The organism is Octadecabacter arcticus 238 (assembly GCF_000155735.2).
Taxonomy (GTDB): Bacteria; Pseudomonadota; Alphaproteobacteria; order Rhodobacterales; family Rhodobacteraceae; genus Octadecabacter; species Octadecabacter arcticus.
Genome location: NC_020908.1, coordinates 408,215 through 431,805, shown reverse-complemented (window position 1 = coordinate 431,805; position 23,591 = coordinate 408,215). Strand labels below are relative to the sequence as shown.

Sequence of the window (23,591 nt, the reverse complement as noted above, 5' to 3'; positions counted from 1 at the left end):
CCACAGGTGGGCAACCCCACCGACCAACTTATTTTCAAGGAGGCTTAGACATGGCCATTCTCATCGACGAAAACACCAAAGTCATCTGTCAGGGCCTTACGGGCTCGCAGGGCACGTTCCACTCCGAACAGGCAATCGCTTACGGCACCAAAATGGTTGGCGGCGTGACGCCGGGCAAGGGCGGTCAAACGCACCTCGACCTGCCGATCTTCAATTCCGTCCACGAAGCCAAGCACGTGACAGAAGCCAATGCCTCCGTCATCTATGTGCCACCGCCGTTTGCCGCTGATTCGATCCTCGAGGCGATCGACGCTGAGATGGAGCTGATCATCTGCATCACCGAAGGCATTCCCGTGCTCGACATGATGAAGGTCAAGCGTGCACTTGAAGGCTCCAAATCCCGCCTGATCGGGCCAAACTGCCCCGGCGTGATCACACCGAATGCTTGTAAAATCGGCATCATGCCCGGCCACATCCACAAACGTGGGTCGGTCGGCGTTGTGTCGCGTTCCGGTACGCTGACCTACGAAGCGGTCAAGCAGACCAGCGACAGCGGCCTTGGCCAGTCCACCGCCGTCGGCATTGGCGGCGACCCGATCAAGGGCACCGAACACATCGACATCCTGAACATGTTTTTGGACGACGACGAAACCCATTCAATGATCATGATCGGCGAAATCGGTGGCTCCGCAGAAGAAGAAGCCGCCGAATTCCTGACCGCCCAAAAGAAAAAAGGCCGTTGGAAACCAACCGCTGGTTTCATCGCAGGTCGCACGGCGCCTCCAGGTCGTCGTATGGGCCACGCTGGCGCGATTGTTGCTGGTGGCAAAGGCGACGCGGAAAGCAAGATCGAAGCGATGAAATCCGCTGGTATCATTGTAGCCGACAGCCCAGCAACACTGGGCGAGGCTGTGTTGAAGGCGATTGGGTAAACCATGCTTAAGTACGCGCTTTGTATCTTCTTAGCGTTCGCGGCAACAACCGCGAGCGCGCAAGACGTTGTGGTCACGACTATAAATGCCTGCCTTGAGGCGGCCCCAGCAGACCAAAACCTGATCGAGAGGATGGAGAGACTGGGTTGGTCTCAGATACCAAACAGAGATCTCGGTGAAGGCGATTTTCGTGCAATCGCTGCAATTGGCCTTGCCGATCGTATGGCTTACGGACGTGTTCCCGCGGTGCGTTGGCAATCCAACTGGGAACGTTCTCTTGAAACCGCTGCTGGGCATACGCGACGTGTGAACGTTCCTGATGCTGTGTCTCTAACTTTTTGGCTTGGACGCGCTGACTCTGAAAATTTACTTCGAACTAAATTTGAAAAGCATCCAGCGTTTGGGCGTACCCAGTGTGATATGTCCACAACCGAAGCAATCAGCAGATCGAGTTTGCAGCCACAGATCGAGTTTGGCGTAACGCCAGAAATGCGCCCAATCATTGCGACACGCACACAGCGCTTCGAGAACGATAATGCGGTTCAGAGGGTGTTTATCCATCTGTACCATAAGGAAATGATTGCTGATCTGATCAGTGATACCTTTGAATTTAACGGCCGCGTAAGCGTCTTAACCCACAGCAAAAGGTAGGTCCCCTCATGACTGACCAATCTTCCAACGACCAGTTCCACGCATCGTCCTTTATGCAGGGCCACAACGCGGAATATATCGAACAGCTTTACGCGCGGTATGCGGATGATCCGAACGCGGTGGATGACAGCTGGCACGCATTCTTCAAATCCTTGGGCGATGCACCCGAAGACGCCAAGGCCGAGGCCGCTGGCCCGTCTTGGGCGCGCAACGATTGGCCGCCGATCCCTAACGACGACCTGACGGCGGCGCTTGACGGTCAGTGGGCCGCAGAACCCGCAGCGGCGGGTCAAAAAATTAAAGAGAAAGCCGCATCCAAGGGCGTTGAGGTTTCCGAAGAGCAGATTCGCAACGCGGTGCTGGATTCGATCCGCGCGTTGATGATCATCCGCGCCTACCGGATCAGGGGGCATCTTGTAGCCGACCTTGACCCACTCGGCATGCGCGATGAAATCCCACACCCCGAACTCGATCCTGCGTCCTACGGGTTCAAACCCGAAGACATGGATCGCCCGATCTTTATCGACAATGTGCTCGGCCTCGAAGTGGCGTCGATGAAAGACATCCTCGCCATCGTGCAGCGGACCTATTGTAGCACATTTGCATTGCAATACATGCACATCTCCAACCCGCAAGAAGCCGCATGGCTGAAGGAACGGATTGAGGGTCTGGGCAAGGAAATTACGTTCACAAAGCAAGGACGCAAGGCGATCCTGAACAGCCTCGTGCAGGCCGAAGGCTTCGAGAAATTTCTGCACGTTAAATACATGGGCACAAAGCGGTTCGGTCTGGATGGTGGCGAAAGCCTGATCCCTGCGATGGAACAGATCATCAAACGCGGTGGCCAGCTTGGCCTGCGCAACATCGTGATCGGCATGCCGCATCGTGGCCGCCTGTCCGTGCTCGCCAATGTGATGAAAAAACCCTATCGCGCAATTTTCAACGAATTTCAGGGGGGATCATCCAGCCCTGAAGACGTCGACGGATCGGGCGATGTGAAATACCACCTCGGCGCATCGTCGGATCGTGAATTTGACGGCAATTCGGTGCATTTGTCACTTACCGCGAACCCGTCCCACCTTGAGGCCGTGAACCCCGTCGTGCTCGGCAAAGTGCGCGCCAAACAGGACCAACAAAACGACAAATCCCGCACCCAATCCATGGCGATCCTGCTGCACGGTGATGCGGCATTTGCGGGCCAAGGCGTCGTCGCCGAAGGCTTCGGTCTGTCGGGTCTGCGCGGGCACCGCACCGGCGGCACCATGCACATCGTCGTCAACAACCAGATCGGTTTCACCACCGCGCCGCACTTCAGCCGCTCATCGCCCTACCCGACTGATATCGCGCTGATGGTCGAAGCGCCGATTTTCCACGTCAACGGAGACGACCCCGAAGCCGTGGTGCACGCCGCACGCGTCGCCACAGAATTCCGCCAGAAGTTCCACAAAGACGTGGTTCTCGACATCATTTGTTACCGCCGCTTCGGTCACAATGAAGGCGACGAACCGATGTTCACCAACCCGTTGATGTACAAAAAGATCAAACAACAAAAGACCACGCTGACGCTCTATACAGATCGCCTCGTCAAAGACGGCCTCGTGCCCGAGGGCGAGATCGAGGGCATGAAAGAAGAATTTCAGGCCTATCTTTCGGCAGAATTCGAGGCCGGCACCGACTACAAACCCAACAAGGCCGACTGGCTTGACGGAAAATGGTCCCATCTCGATAAGCGCGAAAAAGACAAATACCAGCGCGGCAAGACATGGATCAAGGCAGAAACCTTTGATGAAATCGGCAAGGCGCTGACAACCGCGCCCGACGGTTTCCCACTGCACAAAACCATTGGTCGCATCCTTGGTGCCAAAGCCAAAATGTTTGAGACCGGCGAAGGGTTCGACTGGGCCACCGGCGAAGCCCTTGCCTTCGGCTCGCTGCTCACCGAAGGCTATCCAGTGCGCCTGTCAGGTCAGGATTCCACCCGTGGCACGTTCTCTCAGCGCCATTCTGGGCTGGTGAACCAAGACACCGAAGAACGCTACTACCCGCTCAACAATATCCGCGAAGGTCAGGGCAACTTCGAAGCCATTGATTCCATGCTGTCAGAATACGCGGTCCTCGGGTTTGAATACGGCTATTCGCTTGCGGAACCCAACGCATTGACCCTCTGGGAAGCGCAATTTGGCGATTTCGCAAACGGCGCGCAGATCATGTTCGATCAATTCATCAGCTCCGGTGAATCCAAATGGCTGCGCATGTCCGGCCTCGTCTGCCTGCTGCCCCACGGCTATGAAGGCCAAGGACCGGAACACTCGTCCTCACGGCTTGAACGCTTCCTGACCATGTGTGGCGGCGACAACTGGATCGTGGCGAACTGCACGACACCGGCGAACTATTTCCACATCCTGCGCCGCCAGTTGCACCGCAGCTACCGCAAACCGCTGATCATGATGACGCCAAAATCGCTTCTGCGTCACAAAATGGCAGTGTCCAAGGCGGAAGAATTCCAAGAAGGTTCCAGTTTCCACCGCGTCCTTTGGGACGACGCGCAGCATGGCAATTCGGACACCACATTGCAGCCGGACGACAAAATCAAACGCGTCGTCATGTGTTCGGGCAAAGTCTATTTTGACCTGCTCGAAGAACGCGACGCACGCGGCATTGATGACGTCTACATCATGCGCTTCGAGCAATTCTATCCGTTCCCAGCCCAGTCCGCCGTCAAGGAACTTGAACGCTTCAAGACCGCGCACATGGTCTGGTGTCAGGAAGAACCCAAAAACCAAGGCGCGTGGTCGTTCATGGAACCCAATATCGAATGGGTCCTGACCCGCATCAACGCTGACCATTCGCGCCCTAAATACGCAGGCCGCGCCGCAGCCGCCTCGCCCGCCACGGGCCTCGCATCGCGCCACAAAGCAGAACAAGCCGCACTCGTTGACGATGCGCTTACCGTTAAAGGATCAAAATAATGACCGAAGTCCGCGTCCCCACCCTTGGCGAAAGCGTCACAGAAGCAACCGTCGCCACATGGTTCAAAAAGCCCGGCGATGCCGTCGCAGTCGATGAAATGTTGTGCGAACTTGAAACGGACAAAGTCACCGTCGAAGTCCCCGCGCCCATCGCGGGCACCCTGACTGAAATCGTCGCCGCCGAAGGCGATACTGTCGGCGTCGACGCCCTGCTCGCGCAGATCAGCGAAGGCGGCGCGGCGAAAAAGACCGACACGGACGATACCCCAAAACCTGAGGAAAAAGTCCCAAGCTCATCCGACACGGGACCGAGCGATATCAGACCCCGCGATGATGAAGAGCCCGCTGAGACCCCCAAATCCAACGGTACCGAGATGGACATCATGGTGCCCACCCTTGGCGAATCCGTGACCGAAGCGACCGTTTCCACATGGTTCAAAAAGCCCGGCCAAGCGTTTCAGGCAGACGAGATGCTGTGCGAACTTGAAACCGACAAAGTCAGCGTCGAAGTGCCCGCACCCGCCGCAGGTGTCATGACCAAACTGCTCGCCGAAGAAGGCGCAACCGTTGAGGCAGGCGGCAAGCTCGCCGTCATGTCCACCGATGGCTCAGCCGCCGTGTCAGCGCCGTCCGCGCCCGCCGCAACTGCCGCCCCAGCGACGGCATCCAAAGACGTCGAAGACGCGCCCAGCGCCAAAAAGATGATGGCCGAAAACAACCTCACGGACGTCAAAGGCACCGGCAAAGATGGTCGTGTGATGAAAGAAGACGTGCTCAAGGCGCTGGCATCCCCCGCGCCCGCAGTCGTCCAAGCCGCGCCCCCACGCGCGCCTGTGGCCGCAGATCAGGACTCCCGCGAAGAGCGCGTCAAGATGACCCGCCTGCGCCAGACCATCGCGCGTCGCCTGAAAGAAAGCCAGAACACCGCCGCCATGCTGACCACCTACAACGACGTCGACATGACCGAGGTCATGGCATTGCGTAACGAATACAAAGACTTGTTCCTGAAAAAACACGGCGTGAAACTCGGCTTTATGTCGTTCTTCACCAAGGCTTGCGTCCATGCTCTCAACGAAGTGCCAGAAGTGAACGCCGAAATCGACGGCACCGATGTGGTCTACAAGAAATACGTCAACATGGGCATCGCCGCTGGCACGCCGACAGGTCTGGTGGTTCCGGTGATCAATGACGCCGACCAGATGTCGTTCGCTGGCATCGAAAAGGCGATTGCCGCCATGGGCGCAAAAGCCCGCGACGGCAAACTCACCATGGCTGAAATGCAGGGCGGTACGTTCACGATTTCCAACGGCGGCGTCTACGGCTCGCTCATGTCCTCGCCGATCCTGAACCCGCCACAGTCAGGCATTCTCGGCATGCACAAAATCCAAGACCGCCCCATGGCGATCAACGGCGAAGTCGTGATCCGTCCAATGATGTATCTGGCGCTGTCCTACGACCACCGCATCGTCGACGGCAAAGGCGCTGTGACGTTCCTTGTGCGGGTGAAAGAGGCGCTCGAAGATCCACGTCGCTTGTTAATGGATTTGTAATGAAGGCTCGCAACCCAGGGCAGCCCGCGACCCAGGGTGGGGGGCTGCCCGTGCAAGCACGGGCTTGCAGTAAAGGAAGAGGCTCACATGAATGAGATGGAAAAAAGCGAACTGGTGATTGCACGAATTCTGAATTTACTTTTGGTTTGGGGCATTCAGCACACCTCATTGAAGTTCGATGAACTTGAACTGGAACAAGAATATGCGACTTTTTTCTATCCCTGCCTCGAATGGTTGGAATCTGAAGGGCTAATTCGCGTGAAGGCTTATAATCGCACCATAGGTGGTCACGCAGGAGGTTCTGCAAACCAACCAGTTCTGACATCATACGGAATGACAGTGCTGGGGCAGAAAATAATCGCCAATGGTGACACTGAGCAACTCTCAGAAGGTGTGAAGAAAGTTAGCTCCGGAGAAAGCTCGCTGTGGCAGGTTGGCGACGCAATTGGTGGTATACTTGGCGGCCTCACAAAGTCACTGGGATCCTGAAGTGACCCCCGAACTCACCACCCTCGCCCTCGCGGCCCTGCTCCAAGCTGTGCAGTTCGCGCTCATGGCTGTCCCTGCCAACGTTGAACTCGGCACAGGTAAAACCGCATCGCCGCGCGACCCTGACCGCATGGGCGGCAAAACCATCCTCGAACAGCTGTCCACCAAAACTGGCCGCCTTGCGCGGGCGATGAACAACCACTTCGAAGCACTCATCCTGTTCACCATCGCCGTTCTCGTCGTGCAACTCAGCGGCCAGAACACCAAATTCACCGCCGTCTGCGCCACCACCTACCTCGTCGCGCGCATCGCCTACGTCCCCGCTTATTACTTTGGCCTCAGCCCGTGGCGCAGCGCCATCTGGTTCGTCGGCTTTCTTGCCACGTTCGCCATGATCGTATCAACTCTGATCTAAGTCGCGTGTACATACAGGTTGTGTACAGCTTGTGTAAGCGGTCTGTACGCCCTGTGACGCGCCAAAACTTAAAGGAATACCCTATGTCCAGCTACGACGTCATCATCATCGGTTCCGGCCCCGGCGGCTACGTTTGCGCCATTCGTTGCGCGCAACTGGGCCTGAAAACGGCTGTGGTTGAGGGGCGCGATACCTTGGGCGGCACCTGCCTGAACGTCGGCTGCATCCCGTCCAAGGCATTGCTGCACGCGTCCCATATGCTGCACGAAGCCCAACATAATTTCGCCGCCATGGGCCTTAAGGGAAAGACCCAATCGGTCGATTGGAAACAGATGTTGTCGTACAAAGACGACGTCATCGCGACCAACACCAAAGGCATCGAATTCCTGTTCAAAAAGAACAAAATCGACTGGATTAAGGGCTGGGGGTCTATCCCCGAAGCCGGCAAAGTCAAAGTTGGCGACGACGTGCATGACGCCAAGAACATCATCGTCGCGTCCGGCTCCGAAGTGTCCTCGCTCAAGGGTGTTGAGATCGATGAAAAGACCGTCGTGTCATCCACCGGCGCGCTGGAATTGGGCAAGATCCCCAAAGACCTGATCGTCATTGGTGCCGGTGTGATCGGCCTTGAACTCGGGTCCGTGTACAGCCGCCTTGGGTCCAAGGTCACGGTGATCGAATACCTGAACGAAATCACACCCGGCATGGACGGCGAAGTGCAAAAAGCATTCCAACGTTTGCTGAAAAAACAAGGGCTTGAGTTTGTAATGGGCGCGGCGGTGCAATCCGTTGATACCAAAAATAACAAGGCAACCGTCACGTACAAACTGCGCAGCGACGACAGCGAACGCACGATGGACGCCGACACTGTTCTGGTCGCCACGGGCCGCCGCCCGTTCACCGACGGCTTGGGTCTGGCAGAGCTGGGCGTCGAAATCTCCGAGCGTGGACAGATCAAGACTGACGCCCATTACCAGACCAATGTAGCGGGCATTTACGCGCTTGGTGATTGTATCGACGGGCCGATGCTGGCGCATAAGGCCGAAGACGAAGGCATGGCCTGCGCCGAAGGTCTGGCGGGTCAGAAACCGCATGTTAACTATGGTGTGATACCCGGTGTCATCTACACCCACCCAGAGGTCGCGAATGTCGGCAAAACCGAAGAGCAACTTAAGGAAGACGGAGTCGATTATAAGATCGGTAAGTTCAGCTTTATGGGCAATGGCCGCGCCAAGGCGAATTTCGCGGGCGACGGATTTGTCAAAATCCTTGCCGACAAAACGACGGACCGCATTCTTGGGGCGCATATCATCGGCCCGATGGCGGGCGATTTGATCCATGAAATCTGTGTGGCCATGGAATTTGGCGCCGCTGCAGAAGACCTCGCGCGCACCTGCCACGCACATCCGACCTATTCAGAGGCCGTGCGCGAAGCCGCCCTTGCCTGCGGTGACGGCGCGATCCACGCCTAGGCCTGTTAAGACTTCGTTAACCAATAAGACACCCACAAAGTGGGCGGTGCCAGAAATGGCCCGCCCGAAATACTGAGCGCGCCTTATCTATGCCGCAAGTGTAGAGGATACGTGCTTGCAACTGATGTTGTAAGGACATGCCAATGCGCAAATTTATACCCACAACCGCCCTTATCTTAGGGTTGACCGTCGCGTCCTCAGCGCAGGCAGGCGTCGGACGTTGGGGCGCAGATTTACGCTTCGTGGCCGATACCACGATCCCGCAATCGGGCGGCACTGGCACCTTGTCCGTCTGTCACCTCGTTGATTTTGCGGATGTTTTCTTCGTTCCTGTCTACACGACGATCCAAGGCTACGCCCTGTCGGGTGACGGATGCACCGGCAAAAATTTTCGCGGCGTGACACCTGAAAATTTCGCCGCCCTGCAGCTGTCTGGCCTTGTTCCTGCAGACCTTCCCGCAACCGCGGCCCCCAATCTGACCTCTCTAATCTGGGGCCACGCTTTGATTGTGGCGACGGCTCTCGGGCTGCTGTTTCGCGCACTGCGCGCGGTATCGGGCCGCGCCCGACGCCCCCGCAAATTGCGCACACCCGATATGCTGGCGATCCATTCCCTCGTGGCGATGTCGCAGGTCGCGATCGCGGACGGGCGCCTTGACGACGCCGAAGTCCACCACATCGCCAATATCCTGACACGGCTGACAGGTAAAACCTACGCGCCGCAACAGGTCATCGATATGTTAACTGAACGACTACCGGCTGACGCCGGTAGGTTCCCTTTTTGAATGTAATTCAAGATACTGAAGTATGACAGCGTCAGTTGTATAGGTTCAGGTGTTTTGAGACTCACACGACTTTGGCCTGAGTGATTCGAATTTACTCCATTGGTGTCTTGCCTTTCAAGGCATGATGAGGCCTGAATGTGTTGTATTTATCGACGGCTTTTCGAAGTTCAAACCGCATCGCTCCTATGCTGTCGGCAATGAGATCACGACATGCATAGAACTCTTCGCGGAAGGTGCGGTTACCGCGCTCGACACCACCGTTGTATTTTGGCCTTGCTGGCGGCAGCACAATGAGCGGGATCTCCATCTGTTCGCACGCTGTCTCAAAATCGGCCATAAACTCAGACCCGCCATCGACTTGAATTGAGATGATCTTATAGGGAGCTATTTCCACGAGTTCTTGCAAAAACCGTTTGGCAGAGCGTGCCGTGGCATTCGAATAAACTTGCGCGTGGATATGCTTGCTACACCTCTCCCAGGCTTGAAAGTGTTTGCACGTGACGCCGTTCTTCGTGGCAGTCATATGATCGATCTGCACACGCTCGCCAACCACAATATCTTTGTAATCCCTATATTTCCATCCCTTGGCATGCCCCTTGGAAAAATTACGCTTGCGCTTTTGGGGCGCAGATCTTGATCGTGTGATCAGGCCTTTTTTCCTTAGAAAGCTCAAAATGCGCCCCACGGTGCTATCGCTCATGGTTTGCTTTTTGTCGCGACGCAAGATGGCCCCTATTTTCTCCTTACCGTAGGTTTCATTGTCGCGGCGGGCCTCAAGCACCAATTGCTTTTCTGCCTCGCCCCACTGTGACTTGTTGCAGCGTTTGGGAGCCTTTGAAGGCGGTATGATTGCCTGCGCCAAATCCTTCAAAATACGCTTGTGACGGTAATATGTCGCGCGCGAGATGCTGACGAATTCAGCGCACTTTGATAGAGAAACGCCCTCTGTACGTAAGTCGTCCCATTGCCGAACCTGACCTTCGTATTTGATACGGTACACGTCCAAACATTCTTGTGTCCGCGCCCAAGCATAAAGTTTATAAACGTTCTTGTGCAGTCCGATGATTTGCATATTGGCCTCGTGAGCTGGTTTCTTTCAATTCTCAGTCTCCGAGGTCGCCTAAATCTTGGCAACAAAATTTTGACTCACATCTATCTGAACTTATTCACAGTGACATTGCCGCTAGTTGTTGAGAAAAATCCGCGAGCCCAAAACCGCTGGCCCCAGTACCGTTTGCGCAGTTCGGGAAACTCGCGCTGTATCTTATAAGACGAGCGTCCCTTGATCCGCATCATCACCTTTGACAATGCTATCTGAGGCGGGACCGATATGAACATGTGGACGTGATCGGTCGACAATACGCCCTTCTCAATATGCACGCCAAGTTCTTGGCATGTTTGGATAATGATTTCACGGATACGCTCACGCATCTCACCGCGCATAACTTTGTATCGGTATTTTGTTGTCCAGACGACGTGAAATCGGTGATAAAATTTGGTATGGCTTCCTGTGGAATAGATCATAATCTTCCCTCTCATTTTTAAGACCCCGCGAAGCAGTAAGGGTCTTAAAAATGAGAGGGAAGATTATAGTACATTACGCTAAAGCGGACCGGCTGGAAGCCGGTGGCTTTAATCCCGTTTGTGGAAAGTAAACTCAATCCATCGCCGTCCGATATCGAACAGGTCGGGCAGGATCTATCCGATAAAAACCGCCAGAAGGCTTATCCCCTTTGCTCCGGCGGCACCTGATGTAGTGCGAAGCGGCTTGCCAATCTAGAATGTTCTGGTATTGTTCTTCCCATGCCAGCCAGATGGAAAAACGACAAACCCATGTCCCGCCCCGCGTTCGACGCCAGGTTTTCTGATGAGGAAGCGTGTTCGCATTATCTGGTGGAACATCGTTGGCCTGAGGGCTTCGTCTGTCCTTCCTGTGGCACCTGCAAGGGCTGGCCGTTAAAGCGAAATCGCGCGACTTGGGAATGTGCCGGTTGCGCACGGCAGACATCCGTGACGGCTGGCACGGTAATGCACAGCAGCCATTTGCCGTTGCGAATTTGGTTTCTTGCCGCGCACATCATCACCAGCCATTCCAACGGCATGTCAGCGCTGCAACTTCAGGCGCAACTTGGCCTTGGCAGCTACAAGACGGGTCGCCATCGTCGCTCGGACCGATGGCGCTTCTCGGCGACCTCCTCTTGCAAAAGCTGCGGCGGTCGATGGTCAACCCTGACCGCAACCCCCTGAAAGACCTTGTCGAAATCGATGAAACAGAGATGCCGTTCCGGTCCCGGCATGATCCCGAGGACCGGCCAAAGGGTGGGCGCAGCCCGGTTGGAAAGATGTTTGTCGTCTGTGCCGTCGAGTTATCAAGTGACGGACATCCGCGCCGTATCAGGATGAAACACATTCCCGACGGCGCGTCAAAGACGCTGCACGGGTTCATTGGTCAGGCTGTAGAGCCTGGCGCTCACATCATCACGGATGGCTGGCTCGGTTACGAAAATCCTCCTGCAAACACGCATGAGGCAAAGGTCGTCAGCGGCAAGAAGGCACACGACATACTCCACTGGGTCCACCGCGTGTTCTCCAACCTAAAAACGTGGGCAAAAGGCGTCTTCCACGGCCTCAGAAAGTGCCATCTACAACGCTATCTCGACGAATTCGTGTTCCGCTGGAACCGACGGCGACACATGCGAAGCGCCTTCGACACGCTGCTGGGGATCGGTGTTGGTCTCGGGCCAGCGACATATCGTGATTTTGTTGAACAGCGCGCCTGAAGGGCCTCGTTCACGGCAAAAGCCACGCCCTATAAACCCACCAGACGTTACAAACTGATCCGATCCGCCTCTAAAGCCACAAGGGCAAGATTCTGCGCCGCGTCAACATGTGGGGCAACCGGACTAAAAGGGATAAGCCTTGACCGCCAGATTGTGCTTGAGGCAGCGCTTAATATCGCGGTCGCAGATGGTGAAATCCATCCCCATGAATACGCGGTGGTGTCAGAACTGGCGCAGCGGATGCGCATCGGTGCAGATCAATTCCGCAGTGCGCTGGCGCGGATTTCTGTCCATCTGCAAATCGTTCAGACCACCTAGACTTTTAGCATCCGTAGGCCTTGCGTCGCATCCGCACGCACGGCCAGTTTCAAACTCGCTTCATCCCCCGCCTTGAGCGCCGCGAGGATAAGTTTGTGGTTTCGGGGCGGCTCTGTTCGCCGCAACCGACCATAGAGTTTGGACATCGTGGGCCCAAGTTGCAGCCAAACCGTCTCTGCCATGGCGAGCATGGCTGGCGCTTGGGCCCTTAAATACAACGTCCGGTGAAATTCGAGGTTGAGCCGGATATACCCCGGTGCATCCTGTCGCGCGATCACCGACGACACGCGATTATTGATTTCTTCCAGCCGATCAATCAGCGCCAAATGCGCGCGCGGCAACGCCCGCGCCGCCAACTCCGGTTCCAACAAAGCCCGTAATGTCGCAAGTTCTTCGATCCGCTCATTGGACAATTCCGGCGTCGAGACCCGCCCCGATGACGATAAAAACAAAGCCCCCTCGGCCACCAACCGCCGCCCCGCTTCGCGCGCGGGGGTCATCGACACCCCGAATTCCTTGCCGATCCCGCGCAGCGTCAGCGCCTGCCCGGGGTCGATTTCTCCGTGCATAATGCGCGATCGAAGGGCGCGGTACACACGGTCATGGGCGGCACCCATCGGCTTGGTTGCTTCAGATTGGATCAACATGGGACGTTTGTGATCACATCACGTCGGGAGGTCAATCAAAACGCACACGGTGCAACGCGCCACCATGGGTGCGCAACCATGTGCGACAGGTCTTGTGCGTGGGATACAACCGCTCGACAGCAGCCCAAAATCGCGGGCTGTGATCCATATGCTGCAAATGCGCAACTTCGTGTGCTGCAACGTAGTCGAGCACCTCTGGCGGGGCCATTATAAGGCGCCACGAATACATCAGATCGCCCGCCGATGAACACGACCCCCAGCGGGACCTCGTATCGCGCAAACTGATCCGCCCGTAGGGTTTGCCCAAAGCCTGCGAGTACCGATCAGACGCATCGGCCAAAGCATCCCGCGCCTGCAATTTCAGGAACGCTGCGACACGTTTGCCTGTTTTTTCTGGATCATCAGGCAGCATCAACGCGCCCTGTGCCAGCCTCGCCCGCTTCAAGTCACCGGCCACCAACGCCAGTTCAGCGCCGCGAAACAGGACCGTCCCACCGATCCGCACATGCACCTCAGGTTCAATCGCATCCATGTGCGCGCGCAGCCACTCTTCGCGGTCACGCAGGAACGCCATGCCTTCGCGCTCCGGCACGCGGTGTGGCAACGTCAACGTCGCGCGACCGTCCAGACGCGATATTCGCAACGACAACCGCCGCGCCTGTGCAGACCGGCGCAACTGCACCTCCACAGGGGGGTTGCCTTCAAGGATCAAACGTCCCATATCCGCCTTTCATATTTACCCGTGCCGATAGCCTTTGACTCGACTTGTGCCTTATGGCAGTTGGCGACGATGCGGCCAAGTGGCCTGCGCTGTTGAAGGAAGATCAAATGCCAAAGGAAGAGTGGGGCACTAAACGCCTCTGCCCGACCACCGGAAAACGGTTCTACGACCTGAACGCTGATCCGATCATCAGCCCCTACACGGGTGAAACCGTTGTTGTGGTCACAGGTAAGACCCGCACCATGGTCGCGGACGCTGCCGACGCCCAGACGAAGGCGACGGAAGAAGAAGCGGAAGACGACGATCTCGTGCTCGACGATGATGAGGACGACGATGATACAAATTTGGGCGACGATGTTCTGGAAGATGAGGACGACGATACTGTCCCGCTGGACGAAATCGCTGATGTCGCCGCACCAGACGACGATTCCTAAATCAAGGCCTTAACGCCCTGAAGAAATTTTGCGGTTTTAGGGCGGGATTATCTCTTGATCTCGCCCTCCCCGCTGCCTAGTAAGCAGCAACACGTCGCGCTCGCTGCGCCAGCAGCACACAAACGGGCGACGACACCCTACTATTAGGGGCATTAGCTCAGCTGGGAGAGCGCCTGCATGGCATGCAGGAGGTCAGCGGTTCGATCCCGCTATGCTCCACCATTCCCCTAATCAGCAACTAGTATCAATAACTTACTGATTTCATGGGAGCTTTTTCGGACTTGTTACAGTGAGGTGTTACAGTGAGGCACCTTGAGAAAATGACTGGACACACCCGATTATATCGCCGTGGAGCGACCTACTATCACCGCGCCGTGGTACCCAAGGACATCATCAACTCTTACGAAAAGCGTGAGGAAACCTTCTCACTCAGGACAAAAGACAGAGGGGAAGCTCTCCAACGTGTCCGAGTCGAGGCTGTCAGGGTAGATAAGCTGTTCGCTAAGCATCGGCGGGATCAGGCTGGCATAAAGCTAACTGCTCCTAAGCCAGCCTTATCCGAATTAACCTTAGATCAGATTGCCAGAACGAAGAGAGCCTATCTGCATCACCTGCTTGATGAAGACGAAGATATTCGGCTTGATGGCTTCTACGATCCAGAAGATCACTCTGCGCAACTCTTCGAGACACCTCGGCCAACCTTCGAAGAACGCCAATCAGGCATTGAAGAGTCGGACGCATTCACCCGAGCAAACCTAGCACGGGGGAAGCGCGACGTATTCTTAAGGTCTGAAGCCGAAGAGGTTTTTAACCTGGGACCATATTGAGCTGCATCTGGCAGAAGCGTCATCAAGCTGGCCGCGTCTCATAAGGGCACTGCAGGAAGCCACAGTGGAAGCTATTGCAATCATTAGAAAGCGAGACGTTGGCGACAGCATCCCTACCCCGGCGTACCCCGACTCCATGCCCAACTTGGTTGATTAACCAACACTTTCAAAGTTCCGCGCTGGCTGGAACGGTTCGTCGAGGTTTGTGCATGACGCACGACGCGGGATGGAATTGTCGGAATTCGCCCCCGAGTGGCGCAGGTCAATCGGGCGGAGTTCCAGACGCAGGTTGGTCATGCATTCGGGTAAAATTGCAGCGGCGTTGCAGATCATTGTTTTAAACTGCAACTCGGTGACAGGCGTACCAGTGTTCAAGCGCACTTCGCGCACAGCCATATCAATACCGCGTTCCATCATAACGTGGCGGGTCATCAGCAGGCCGAGCTCAAACCCCGAGACGGGCAAAATGATAAATGGCAGGAAGATCAAAGCGAATTCCACCGTTGGGCTGCCGTCTTCGTTCCTGCGGAAAAGCCGCAAGAACCGTGCCAGTGTTTTGATCGCGAACGTCATGCCACCGCTCCTTATTGCGTTAGCTTCAGGGCGCGAATGTCAGAGGCAATCGCTGAGAATGCAGAGGAGATGTCTGTTCCGTTCACGTCAAAGTGGTGGCTGGGCGAACTCGCGCAGTCTTGCAGTGCGGACTGACCACCAGAAGGGGCTTCGAATGCAACCGTGTAGATGACGACGCCTTGTGCGCGGGCGGCCGCACAAATGTCTGACAGGCGCGCGTCGGCTTCAGTGCCATTCACAACACTTTGGTCGAGGGAATAGTCAGGTTGTACGTAGTTGGCATAATCGAGGTTGTTGGTATTCCAAGGGATTTGCCCGGCCTCATAGGCAGGATACAGATAATAGTATACTCCCGCGCCTGAATTGACCTGAGGTTTTCCCCTCAAATCACTTTGTATTCCTTGAGCGATATGACGCGGAAGTTGTCGGTGACGGTGTCGCGGAACTCTGGCCCTTTTTCTGGCAGGGTCTTGCGGAAGAAGTCGAAAATGGCCTCTGTGAATTGGTTGAACGTTGCATAGTGCCGATTGTGGGTGACCCATTTGTGCATAACACCCCAAAGACGCTCGATCGGGTTGAGGTGCGGGGCATATGCTGGCAAGAAATGCAACTTCACCCGACGTTCTGGGCTGTCCAGCCATGGCTGTAGTATCTTGGCATGATGATAGCGGGCATTGTCGACAAAGACGTGGATGGCCGTCTTGGTTTGGTTGTTGCGTTCCAACTTTTCCAGCATCTGTCGGGTTGTCTGGGCATTGATCTTCTCGCCTTCCACAAAGGTGAACTGGAAAGTCTCAAGGTCAAGCGCGCCCTGAATGTTGAGCCGCTTGCGCCCTGATGTCGCCTTCAGGGCCGTCTTTTGTCCCTTGGGGAACCAACCATGGGCGGGGCGGCTCTGGTGTTCGGGGTGGACAGCGTCCGAAAAGACAACCATCTCATCTGCGGCCAACCCGTTCATCAGGGCCTCATATTTGGCAATAAACGCAGCCTGCTTGGCTTCATCGGCCTGTGCAGGCAGCAATTGTGGTTTCTTATACGCGAACCCCAGGCGGCGCATCAGCTTGGCGGCTCCCGACGTGCTGTAGTTTTGGTCGCACTCGGCTAGAACATAGGCACAGACCTCATCGGCATTGCGGGCAGGCTGCGCGGTGAAATGGGCTCTCACCGCCTGCTCTTGCACGACGGACAAATGACCCTGACGCTGGCTGTAGTCCTTCAGACCGAAAAACGATAGTCCCGCACCGGCAAAGGCAAATCGCCACTCCGTCAAAACTGTCGGGCCAATATCCAAAATCCGGCAAACCGTTCCAGCGTCTTCTCCTGCGTCCAAAAGAAGAAACGCGCGCGCCCGTTTCCAAACAAGGGCGTCAACTTTGCGGCGGCGGCAAAGCGCTTCAAGTGCTATGCGCTGCTCGTCGGATAAGGAGACTGTTTTGTATTGCTTGCTCATAAACTCAAAATACAGACTGAACCGCCTTTGGCCATGCGACGAAGTGAATCGCAGGCCCAAAATCGTCAGGTCAATTCAGGCGCAGGAGTATATCTCGAAAGGATTGACGCCAAGACCTTTAAAACTTCATTCCATTCATTCCGGCACAACTTCGAGGATGCCTGCAGGAATGGCGGGATACCACCTCACATTATGAATGCTTTGCAAGGTCACTCCGAGCAAGGCATGGCGGGTCGCTATGGTGACGGGCAGTACAAGTTGGGGTTGCTGAAGGACGCTGTGGATCGAATAGATGACTCGGAGTGGGACTTTGGACCTGTGTCACGGATTACTTGATTAGACAGCCAGCATATATGGTCCGCTCACGGCCTAAGGACTAAGCCGCTCTCGCGGCAATTGCGCGTGTCCGCTGATCGTCTGAGCAGAAGGTGAGAACAGAGCGGACACAAAGCGTGTGTACAAATCTCTCAAGAACACGCTCGGGCAGCTCATCAAGTTTGCCAATCGATCATGCTATCTAGGTTCGGCTCTGCGGGACAAGAGGACATACGTTAGTAGGTCAAATCATTCTCCGTTTTGATATCAAACCATTCGAGCGTTCATCTGTTAGTCTTTCGTACCAGACCAGCAATCGGCCAGCGCCTGCATTCCCTCTTTGGAGCGGTGTAGCGTCATGCTTCCCAAGTCCTCTCCAGAGCCATTCTCAACAAATACAGCCGAGGAATCGTACCAATCCCTTGCAAAGGCCCAAAGATCGTCAACTCCGGAAAGTAGTAAGTAATACCAGTGGCTATAATATCTGACTCATTTTTTTGGTTTTAATTTTTGGCAAACTCTGAATCAATGACCTCCATAGATTGGGAGGTGCTCATGGGTGGAGCCATAAAAATTACGCGCACGGATATGTCTGCGAAAGATTTGCGCCGTGCGGCAAAGCGAACCAAGGATGGGCGGGTTGTACGGCGACTACTGGCCATAGCGCTGGTGCTTGATGGGGTGGATCGTGAAACGGCTGCCCGCAGCAGTGGTATGGATCGACAAACACTTCGGGATTGGGCGCATCGCTTTAACGCAGAAGGCATTGAGGGGTTATCGGATAGGAATGGCAAGGGGGCAAAACCACGGTTGTCGCCCAAGCAACAGGCGCAATTTGTGGCGTGGGTGGAGGCCGGGCCCAACCCAGTAAAAGATGGCGTAGTACGATGGCGTTGTGTCGACTTGCAGGCTCGTGTTGAAGAGGAGTTCGACGTGAAACTGCATGTGCGTACGATTGGAAAATATCTAACCAAGCATGGCTTTCGCCGCCTGTCTGTGCGTCCAGAGCATCCGAAAACTGATCGCGAAGCGCAGCAGGCTTTTAAAAAAACTTTGCGAGCCTCGTAAACGATACTCTGCCAGAACATGCAAAGGGGAAGCCTCTTGAGGTATGGTTCCAAGATGAAGCCCGCGTTGGACAACAGGGGACACTCACCCGTAAATGGGCCAAGCGTGGAACTCGCCCGCGCGCACCCCGTGATATACGCTTCAAATGGAGTTATATCTTTGGTGCCGCTTGTCCCGCACGTGGCACCGCCGCAGGTCTCGTCCTGCCCTACGTCAACGCCGAGGCTATGGGGCTGCATCTTGATGAGATCGCAAAAGCTGTCGCACCCGGCTCACATGCCTTGCTGATTGTTGATGGGGCGGGGTGGCATGGCGCAAAATGTTTGCAGGTGCCAGATAAAATTACGCTCGTTAAGCTGCCACCGTATTCACCCGAACTGAACCCCATGGAAAACGTCTGGGCTTATCTGCGAGCTAATAAACTCGCAATCACAGTTTTCGACACCTATGACGAAATACTCGACAAATGTGCACAAGCTTGGAACTTCTTTGCGAACGACCCAGAGCGAATAAGTTCAATCACAGATCGAGAATGGGCAAGGGTCACTTAATTCGGCCGTTGGTATAAGACACGGTGCTTGGTGACTGTATAACTTCTTCGACACTGAAATCCCAATAACCCAACGCGCTATTCATAGTTGTCTCCCCATTTTCGTCCAAAAATTCAAAAGCTAGACTTTGTGACTCGGGCGGCTTGAAAAACCCAAAGAACCCGTTTGGGACGGTAAAAGTAATAAATCCAACTTCGCTTCGAGACCCAGGAACAATCAAAGAAAGCACAGTTTCAGTTTGCCGGTCGAGTAGGATTAAGGTGCAGCTTTCCCTCCCATCAGGTTGCTTTGAATATTGGACATCAATTCTAAAATAGTCCCCCCGCGAGTCCTCATAAACGACTATTTCTTCAGCATCCTGCGCTATTACTTGATTAGCGATGGTAACGGCTGCAATGACCAATAAGATTAACATCTTCATATTAAATATTCTTTCTTTAAGCAGGGTAAGGCTTATTCCCTTTGCTCCGGCGGCACCTGATGTAGTGCGAAGCGGCTTGCCAATCTAGAATGTTCTGGTATTGTTCTTCCCATGCCAGCCAGATGGAAAAACGACAAACCCATGTCCCGCCCCGCGTTCGACGCCAGGTTTTCTGATGAGGAAGCGTGTTCGCATTATCTGGTGGAACATCGTTGGCCTGAGGGCTTCGTCTGTCCTTCCTGTGGCACCTGCAAGGGCTGGCCGTTAAAGCGAAATCGCGCGACTTGGGAATGTGCCGGTTGCGCACGGCAGACATCCGTGACGGCTGGCACGGTAATGCACAGCAGCCATTTGCCGTTGCGAATTTGGTTTCTTGCCGCGCACATCATCACCAGCCATTCCAACGGCATGTCAGCGCTGCAACTTCAGGCGCAACTTGGCCTTGGCAGCTACAAGACGGGTCGCCATCGTCGCTCGGACCGATGGCGCTTCTCGGCGACCTCCTCTTGCAAAAGCTGCGGCGGTCGATGGTCAACCCTGACCGCAACCCCCTGAAAGACCTTGTCGAAATCGATGAAACAGAGATGCCGTTCCGGTCCCGGCATGATCCCGAGGACCGGCCAAAGGGTGGGCGGAGCCCGGTTGGAAAGATGTTTGTCGTCTGTGCCGTCGAGTTATCAAGTGACGGACATCCGCGCCGTATCAGGATGAAACACATTCCCGACGGCGCGTCAAAGACGCTGCACGGGTTCATTGGTCAGGCTGTAGAGCCTGGCGCTCACATCATCACGGACGGCTGGCTCGGTTACGAAAATCCGCCTGCAAACACGCATGAGGCGAAGGTCGTCAGCGGCAAAAAGGCACGCGACATACTCCACTGGGTCCACCGCGTGTTCTCCAACCTGAAAACGCGGGCAAAAGGCGTCTTCCACGGCCTCAGAAAGTGCCATCTGCAACGCTATCTTGACGAATTCGTGTTCCGCTGGAACCGACGGCGACACATGCGAAGCGGCTTCGACACGCTGCTGGGGATCGGTGTTGGTCTCGGGCCAGCGACATATCGTGATTTTGTTAAACAGCGCGCCTGAAGGCCCTCGTTCACGGCAAAAGCCACGCCCTATAAACCCACCAGACATTACAAACTGATCCGATCCGCCTCTAAAGCCACAAGGGCAAGATTCTGCGCCGCGTCAACATGTGGCGCAACCGGACTAAAAGGGATAAGCCTTAAGCAGGGTATTAAAAGCTGGCTCAATAGAGAGCTCACTTCAAGGCGGGATAGTGCTCTCCTGTCCACAGCTTAGACTCAAGTTTCAAATGCAACACTCAGAGCCCTTTGGGCATAGGATGTTGTGATGGACATACGAAGCAAGCACCTCAGCAGCGAGGACCGTGGCGTGATATTAGCCGAGCATAATAGGGGCAGCAGTCAGCGGTTGATCGGCCAGCTTTTGCATCGCCCGGCGAGCACGATCTGCCGTGAGCTGGCGCGAGGTCGGCAGGAAGACGGCAGCTATTGCCCGCAAGCGGCGCGGCAGGCCTATGATGCCCGGCGCGCGCGCTGCCGCCGCAAGCGCAAGCTTGTGGAGGGGAGCGATCTTTATCGTTTCGTTCATGGCAAGCTCGTACATCTGCACTGGTCGCCTGAGCAGATTGCGCAGAGACTGCGTCTCATGAAGCCTGATGATCCATCCGCCCATGTGAGCCATGAGACCATCTATGCCGCGATTTACGCGCAGCCACGTGGCGGGCTGAAGGCGGCGATGATCGAGGCGTTGCGTCAAGCGAAGCCTAAGCGTGGGCTCAAGCGCAGGACAGCGGCGGGCAGTGCTATGGTCCCGGAATCATTGCGCATTATCAATCGCCCTGAAGAGATCGAAGCACGACTGGTACCAGGCCATTGGGAGGGCGACCTCATCAAGGGCGCATTCAATCGCTCGTCAGTGGGGACCTTGGTCGAGCGCAAGACACGCTTTGTCATTCTTTGCAAAATGGATGGCAATGGGGCCGAGGCCGCGCTTGACAGCTTCACCCGCCAGATGAGACGACTACCCGCTGATTTGCGCAAGAGCATGACCTATGACCGTGGCTCCGAAATGGCCTGCCATCCGGAATTGGCGCGACGATTGAAAATTGATATCTGGTTCTGCGATCCGCATGCTCCCTGGCAGCGCGGCAGCAACGAGAACACCAACGGACTGCTGCGTCAGTTCATGCCCAAAAGAACTGACCTGAACGGTGCAAGCCAAACATGGCTCAACGACGTTGCAAACCTGATGAACAACCGTCCAAGAAAAACCCTCGGATGGAGAACACCCGCTGAAGCTATGGCCGACGAAATCGTGGCCTTTAAATTAACCGTTGCACTTGATGTTTGAATCCAAGAATCCCATCTGCTCAGCTGCATCCATCCCTGCCGGGGGGATCATATAGCGCGCCAGATCATAAAGCCCTTGTTGGCAAAATCCGGCCAACTGCCAGTCCGTCTCGGTCAAAGTGTTTATCAGACGCGGCACGTCAAACGCTTGATCTTGCGAATGCAGCAGCAAATCATAAAATCCGGCATCTGATTGCTCATGATCGTGCAAATGCGGGTTGGTTTTGAACGGGTGCCCAGCAGGCAACTTTTCATAGATGCGCTTACCTGTCGTCAGTCGGTCTTGCGGGCTTAACCCCTTAAGCAGCGCACCAAACGCGTCCTGCAACGGATAGACACCTGACCGTCCATACGGCGCATAGACCATAAAACCGAGCCCCCCCCTCAGGAGACAGCGCACCGCGCAGGGCCGAAAATCCGTCTGCGGGGTCAGGCAAATGGTGCAACACGCCGCAACAATCATTGTAATCAAACGGCCCGAATTCGGCGGCGTCCAGTAGACTGCCCGTGTGAAAGGAGATGCACGACAACCCGCGCATTTTCGCCCGCGCTTCAGCCACGGCACGCGACGCTTTCGACAGATCGATATAGGTAATGTCGTAGGGCCGTTTGGCGGCGCTCAGCAATTGCGCCAATTGGATCAGCCCATCGCCCGTGCCGCCCCCTGCAAAAAGGGCGCGCAGGGGTTTGGTCCAATCACGGGTGCCGCCGAACAGGAAATGATCAATCTCACGCGGGTCGGACGGCGACCCGGTGATCAGCCGCTTGGCTTCATCGCGCGGGTCGCGTTCGGGATAGGGATAGGCTTCGTACTGGTCTTTTACATCCGACATGCCGCAAGCCTAGCGGTGTCGTCTTTCGCAGACCAGTTCAATCCACGTGGCCTACCCCTTCGGCACACCGTCAAAATCTGACGCATCATGACGCTCGCGCAGCTGCTCATGCGGCTCACCCCATGCTCGGTTCACCATCTTGCCACGCTGAAACGCCGGACGCGCATAAACGTCGTTCGCCCAGCGGTTCACATTCTCGTAGCTCTCCACGTCGAGAAATTCAGCCGCGTCATACACCAGCCCTTTGACCAACGCGCCGTACCACGGCGCTGTCGCCATATCGGCAATGGTGTATTCGTCGCCCGCCAGATAGCGATTGTCCTCAAGCTGTTGGTTCAAAACATCCAGCTGGCGCTTGACCTCCATCGCGAACCGATTGATCGGGTATTCAAATTTCTCCGGCGCGTAGGCGTAGAAGTGGCCAAAACCACCACCCAAATACGGCGCCGCACCTTGCAGCCAGAACAGCCAATTCAGCGTCTCGGTGCGCCCTTCGATATCACGCGGCAAAAACGCACGGAATTTCTCCGCGAGGTAGAGCAAAATCGCCCCACTTTCAAAAACCCGCACACCCGTCGATTTGTCGAACAGCGCCGGAATCTTGGAATTCGGGTTCACATCGACAAAGCCACTTGAAAACTGGTCGCCCTCGTTGATGTCGATGAACCACGCGTCGTAATCGGCGCCGTAGCCCTTGGCCAAAAGTTCTTCCAGCATGACCGTGACTTTAACCCCGTTCGGCGTCGCCAGCGAATGCAGTTGTAGCGGATGCTTTCCCACGGGCAGATCTTTGTCATGGGTCGGCCCCGCGATGGGGCGATTGATGCTGGCGAACTTGCCGCCGCTCTCGGAATCCCAAGTCCAGACTTTAGGGGGGGTGTAGGTCATTGTCGTTTCCTTGACTAACTACCTTGCAAGCTAAGGTCATGGGCGGCAGGTGCAATGCCCCCCGCGCGTCATCGGCCGAAAAAGTTTTGTACAAACCATGCAATCGCTGTTTTTTATTTGTACAA

24 protein-coding genes, 1 tRNA gene and 3 pseudogenes are annotated in these 23,591 nt (G+C 55.6%); 16 read left to right on the top strand and 12 right to left on the bottom strand.

Going from position 1 to position 23,591, the window contains the following annotated elements; genetic code table 11:
- Positions 1-50: 50 nt before the first annotated feature.
- The 8 genes from sucD to OA238_RS02210 all read left to right on the top strand — a co-directional run bounded on the left by sucD (position 51) and on the right by OA238_RS02210 (position 9,263).
- Positions 51-932 (top strand): succinate--CoA ligase subunit alpha, encoded by an 882-nt coding sequence (sucD, locus tag OA238_RS02245; protein ID WP_015493901.1) that lies wholly within the window; start codon positions 51-53, stop codon positions 930-932.
- Positions 933-935: 3 nt separating this feature from the next.
- The gene (locus OA238_RS02240) at positions 936-1,583 is read left to right on the top strand and encodes a hypothetical protein (RefSeq protein ID WP_044036136.1); all 648 of its coding nucleotides are present in this window, start codon (positions 936-938) and stop codon (positions 1,581-1,583) included.
- A gap of 8 nt (positions 1,584-1,591) precedes the next feature.
- Complete coding sequence (locus OA238_RS02235; protein WP_015493900.1) at positions 1,592-4,552, top strand: 2-oxoglutarate dehydrogenase E1 component; 2,961 nt, start codon at positions 1,592-1,594, stop codon at positions 4,550-4,552.
- Positions 4,549-6,102, top strand: coding sequence for a 2-oxoglutarate dehydrogenase complex dihydrolipoyllysine-residue succinyltransferase (odhB, locus tag OA238_RS02230; protein WP_044036132.1), 1,554 nt, complete (start codon positions 4,549-4,551; stop codon positions 6,100-6,102). Before OA238_RS02235 ends, odhB begins: the two co-directional genes overlap by 4 nt.
- A gap of 87 nt (positions 6,103-6,189) precedes the next feature.
- Positions 6,190-6,591 carry a hypothetical protein gene (locus tag OA238_RS02225; protein ID WP_044036131.1) on the top strand — a complete coding sequence of 134 codons (402 nt, stop codon included), beginning with the start codon at positions 6,190-6,192 and terminating at the stop codon, positions 6,589-6,591.
- Position 6,592: 1 nt separating this feature from the next.
- Entirely contained in the window at positions 6,593-7,006 is a 414-nt protein-coding gene (locus tag OA238_RS02220) for an MAPEG family protein (protein ID WP_044036129.1), read from the top strand.
- Between the two features lie 83 nt (positions 7,007-7,089).
- Positions 7,090-8,478 (top strand): dihydrolipoyl dehydrogenase, encoded by a 1,389-nt coding sequence (lpdA, locus tag OA238_RS02215; RefSeq protein ID WP_015493897.1) that lies wholly within the window; start codon positions 7,090-7,092, stop codon positions 8,476-8,478.
- A gap of 143 nt (positions 8,479-8,621) precedes the next feature.
- Positions 8,622-9,263 (top strand): tellurite resistance TerB family protein, encoded by a 642-nt coding sequence (locus OA238_RS02210; protein ID WP_015493896.1) that lies wholly within the window; start codon positions 8,622-8,624, stop codon positions 9,261-9,263.
- On the opposite strand, the pseudogene OA238_RS34875 reads toward OA238_RS02210, so the two are convergent.
- The 3 genes and pseudogenes from OA238_RS34875 to tnpA all read right to left on the bottom strand — a co-directional run.
- Positions 9,231-9,299, bottom strand: a pseudogene (locus OA238_RS34875) (IS200/IS605 family transposase); the annotation flags it as partial. The gene OA238_RS02210 and the pseudogene OA238_RS34875 sit on opposite strands and share 33 nt — an antisense overlap.
- Positions 9,300-9,354: 55 nt before the next feature.
- Complete coding sequence (locus OA238_RS02205) at positions 9,355-10,335, bottom strand: integrase core domain-containing protein (protein WP_015493895.1); 981 nt, start codon at positions 10,333-10,335, stop codon at positions 9,355-9,357.
- Between the two features lie 80 nt (positions 10,336-10,415).
- Positions 10,416-10,787 (bottom strand): IS200/IS605 family transposase, encoded by a 372-nt coding sequence (gene tnpA / locus OA238_RS02200; RefSeq protein ID WP_015493894.1) that lies wholly within the window; start codon positions 10,785-10,787, stop codon positions 10,416-10,418.
- 279 nt (positions 10,788-11,066) lie between these two features.
- Here tnpA and OA238_RS02195 point away from each other — a divergent pair.
- Together OA238_RS02195 and OA238_RS29590 are read left to right on the top strand one after the other, a co-directional pair.
- A pseudogene (locus OA238_RS02195) lies at positions 11,067-12,043 on the top strand (IS1595 family transposase).
- A 54-nt stretch (positions 12,044-12,097) separates the two neighbouring features.
- Entirely contained in the window at positions 12,098-12,361 is a 264-nt protein-coding gene (locus OA238_RS29590) for a TerB family tellurite resistance protein (protein WP_083906628.1), read from the top strand.
- On the opposite strand, the gene OA238_RS02190 is transcribed toward OA238_RS29590, so the two are convergent.
- Complete coding sequence (locus OA238_RS02190; protein WP_015493892.1) at positions 12,358-13,008, bottom strand: GntR family transcriptional regulator; 651 nt, start codon at positions 13,006-13,008, stop codon at positions 12,358-12,360. The two genes, OA238_RS29590 and OA238_RS02190, sit on opposite strands and share 4 nt — an antisense overlap.
- Before the next feature lie 31 nt (positions 13,009-13,039).
- Entirely contained in the window at positions 13,040-13,729 is a 690-nt protein-coding gene (locus OA238_RS02185) for a M48 family metallopeptidase (protein WP_015493891.1), read from the bottom strand.
- Positions 13,730-13,836: 107 nt separating this feature from the next.
- Between OA238_RS02185 and OA238_RS02180 the strand changes: the two genes are divergently transcribed.
- The 3 genes from OA238_RS02180 (at position 13,837) to OA238_RS02170 (ending at position 14,990) form a co-directional block, all read left to right on the top strand.
- Positions 13,837-14,163, top strand: a complete 327-nt coding sequence (locus OA238_RS02180; RefSeq protein ID WP_015493890.1) for a TIGR02300 family protein — start codon at positions 13,837-13,839, stop codon at positions 14,161-14,163.
- 146 nt (positions 14,164-14,309) lie between these two features.
- Positions 14,310-14,385 (top strand) — tRNA-Ala (locus OA238_RS02175).
- A gap of 98 nt (positions 14,386-14,483) precedes the next feature.
- Complete coding sequence (locus tag OA238_RS02170; protein WP_015493889.1) at positions 14,484-14,990, top strand: DUF6538 domain-containing protein; 507 nt, start codon at positions 14,484-14,486, stop codon at positions 14,988-14,990.
- A gap of 153 nt (positions 14,991-15,143) precedes the next feature.
- Here OA238_RS02170 and OA238_RS02165 read toward each other — a convergent pair whose 3' ends face one another.
- From OA238_RS02165 to OA238_RS02155, 3 genes are read right to left on the bottom strand one after another with little or no spacing between them, the layout of a single operon-like run.
- A complete protein-coding gene (locus OA238_RS02165) occupies positions 15,144-15,563 on the bottom strand; it encodes a TadE/TadG family type IV pilus assembly protein (RefSeq protein WP_245581427.1) in 420 nt (139 codons plus the stop codon).
- An 11-nt stretch (positions 15,564-15,574) separates the two neighbouring features.
- A complete protein-coding gene (locus OA238_RS02160; protein ID WP_044036125.1) occupies positions 15,575-15,949 on the bottom strand; it encodes a hypothetical protein in 375 nt (124 codons plus the stop codon).
- Positions 15,946-17,013 carry an IS630 family transposase gene (locus OA238_RS02155; protein WP_015493888.1) on the bottom strand — a complete coding sequence of 356 codons (1,068 nt, stop codon included), beginning with the start codon at positions 17,011-17,013 and terminating at the stop codon, positions 15,946-15,948. Before OA238_RS02155 ends, OA238_RS02160 begins: the two co-directional genes overlap by 4 nt.
- Before the next feature lie 870 nt (positions 17,014-17,883).
- Between OA238_RS02155 and OA238_RS29585 the strand changes: the two genes are divergently transcribed.
- Positions 17,884-18,947, top strand: a protein-coding gene (locus OA238_RS29585; RefSeq protein ID WP_085982724.1) for an IS630 family transposase whose coding sequence is annotated in 2 segments (ribosomal slippage) — positions 17,884-18,373 and positions 18,373-18,947 — 1,065 coding nt in all. Because the reading frame shifts where the segments join, the coding sequence is not laid out codon by codon here.
- Here the strand turns inward: OA238_RS29585 and OA238_RS02135 are convergent.
- The gene (locus OA238_RS02135; protein ID WP_044036122.1) at positions 18,940-19,368 is read right to left on the bottom strand and encodes a hypothetical protein; all 429 of its coding nucleotides are present in this window, start codon (positions 19,366-19,368) and stop codon (positions 18,940-18,942) included. The two genes, OA238_RS29585 and OA238_RS02135, sit on opposite strands and share 8 nt — an antisense overlap.
- A gap of 111 nt (positions 19,369-19,479) precedes the next feature.
- Here OA238_RS02135 and OA238_RS02130 point away from each other — a divergent pair.
- Positions 19,480-20,456 (top strand): annotated as a pseudogene (locus OA238_RS02130) (IS1595 family transposase).
- Between the two features lie 267 nt (positions 20,457-20,723).
- Positions 20,724-21,746 (top strand): IS30 family transposase, encoded by a 1,023-nt coding sequence (locus OA238_RS02125; protein WP_015493883.1) that lies wholly within the window; start codon positions 20,724-20,726, stop codon positions 21,744-21,746.
- Here the strand turns inward: OA238_RS02125 and OA238_RS34675 are convergent.
- Genes OA238_RS34675 through yghU form a run of 3 tightly spaced genes read right to left on the bottom strand, consistent with a single transcriptional unit; the run spans position 21,723 to position 23,466 of the window.
- Positions 21,723-22,073, bottom strand: a complete 351-nt coding sequence (locus OA238_RS34675) for a hypothetical protein (RefSeq protein WP_083906626.1) — start codon at positions 22,071-22,073, stop codon at positions 21,723-21,725. The two genes, OA238_RS02125 and OA238_RS34675, sit on opposite strands and share 24 nt — an antisense overlap.
- Positions 22,045-22,578 carry a class I SAM-dependent methyltransferase gene (locus OA238_RS31185; protein WP_015493882.1) on the bottom strand — a complete coding sequence of 178 codons (534 nt, stop codon included), beginning with the start codon at positions 22,576-22,578 and terminating at the stop codon, positions 22,045-22,047. Before OA238_RS31185 ends, OA238_RS34675 begins: the two co-directional genes overlap by 29 nt.
- Positions 22,579-22,629: 51 nt before the next feature.
- Positions 22,630-23,466: a glutathione-dependent disulfide-bond oxidoreductase gene (gene yghU / locus OA238_RS02115; RefSeq protein ID WP_015493881.1), complete on the bottom strand. Its 837-nt coding sequence runs from the start codon at positions 23,464-23,466 to the stop codon at positions 22,630-22,632.
- Positions 23,467-23,591: the final 125 nt, after the last annotated feature.

Excerpts from the sequence above, each read along its gene's own strand:
- sucD (WP_015493901.1), top strand. The coding sequence starts at position 51 with ATGGCCATTCTCATCGACGAAAACACCAAAGTCATCTGTCAGGGCCTT.
- OA238_RS02240 (WP_044036136.1), top strand. The coding sequence starts at position 936 with ATGCTTAAGTACGCGCTTTGTATCTTCTTAGCGTTCGCGGCAACAACC.
- OA238_RS02235 (WP_015493900.1), top strand. The coding sequence starts at position 1,592 with ATGACTGACCAATCTTCCAACGACCAGTTCCACGCATCGTCCTTTATG.
- OA238_RS02225 (WP_044036131.1), top strand. The coding sequence starts at position 6,190 with ATGAATGAGATGGAAAAAAGCGAACTGGTGATTGCACGAATTCTGAAT.
- lpdA (WP_015493897.1), top strand. The coding sequence starts at position 7,090 with ATGTCCAGCTACGACGTCATCATCATCGGTTCCGGCCCCGGCGGCTAC.
- OA238_RS02210 (WP_015493896.1), top strand. The coding sequence starts at position 8,622 with ATGCGCAAATTTATACCCACAACCGCCCTTATCTTAGGGTTGACCGTC.
- OA238_RS02205 (WP_015493895.1), bottom strand. The coding sequence starts at position 10,335 with ATGCAAATCATCGGACTGCACAAGAACGTTTATAAACTTTATGCTTGG.
- tnpA (WP_015493894.1), bottom strand. The coding sequence starts at position 10,787 with ATGATCTATTCCACAGGAAGCCATACCAAATTTTATCACCGATTTCAC.
- OA238_RS02190 (WP_015493892.1), bottom strand. The coding sequence starts at position 13,008 with ATGTTGATCCAATCTGAAGCAACCAAGCCGATGGGTGCCGCCCATGAC.
- OA238_RS02185 (WP_015493891.1), bottom strand. The coding sequence starts at position 13,729 with ATGGGACGTTTGATCCTTGAAGGCAACCCCCCTGTGGAGGTGCAGTTG.
- OA238_RS02180 (WP_015493890.1), top strand. The coding sequence starts at position 13,837 with ATGCCAAAGGAAGAGTGGGGCACTAAACGCCTCTGCCCGACCACCGGA.
- OA238_RS02170 (WP_015493889.1), top strand. The coding sequence starts at position 14,484 with ATGACTGGACACACCCGATTATATCGCCGTGGAGCGACCTACTATCAC.
- OA238_RS02165 (WP_245581427.1), bottom strand. The coding sequence starts at position 15,563 with ATGACGTTCGCGATCAAAACACTGGCACGGTTCTTGCGGCTTTTCCGC.
- OA238_RS02155 (WP_015493888.1), bottom strand. The coding sequence starts at position 17,013 with ATGAGCAAGCAATACAAAACAGTCTCCTTATCCGACGAGCAGCGCATA.
- OA238_RS02135 (WP_044036122.1), bottom strand. The coding sequence starts at position 19,368 with ATGAAGATGTTAATCTTATTGGTCATTGCAGCCGTTACCATCGCTAAT.
- OA238_RS02125 (WP_015493883.1), top strand. The coding sequence starts at position 20,724 with ATGGACATACGAAGCAAGCACCTCAGCAGCGAGGACCGTGGCGTGATA.
- OA238_RS31185 (WP_015493882.1), bottom strand. The coding sequence starts at position 22,578 with ATGTCGGATGTAAAAGACCAGTACGAAGCCTATCCCTATCCCGAACGC.
- yghU (WP_015493881.1), bottom strand. The coding sequence starts at position 23,466 with ATGACCTACACCCCCCCTAAAGTCTGGACTTGGGATTCCGAGAGCGGC.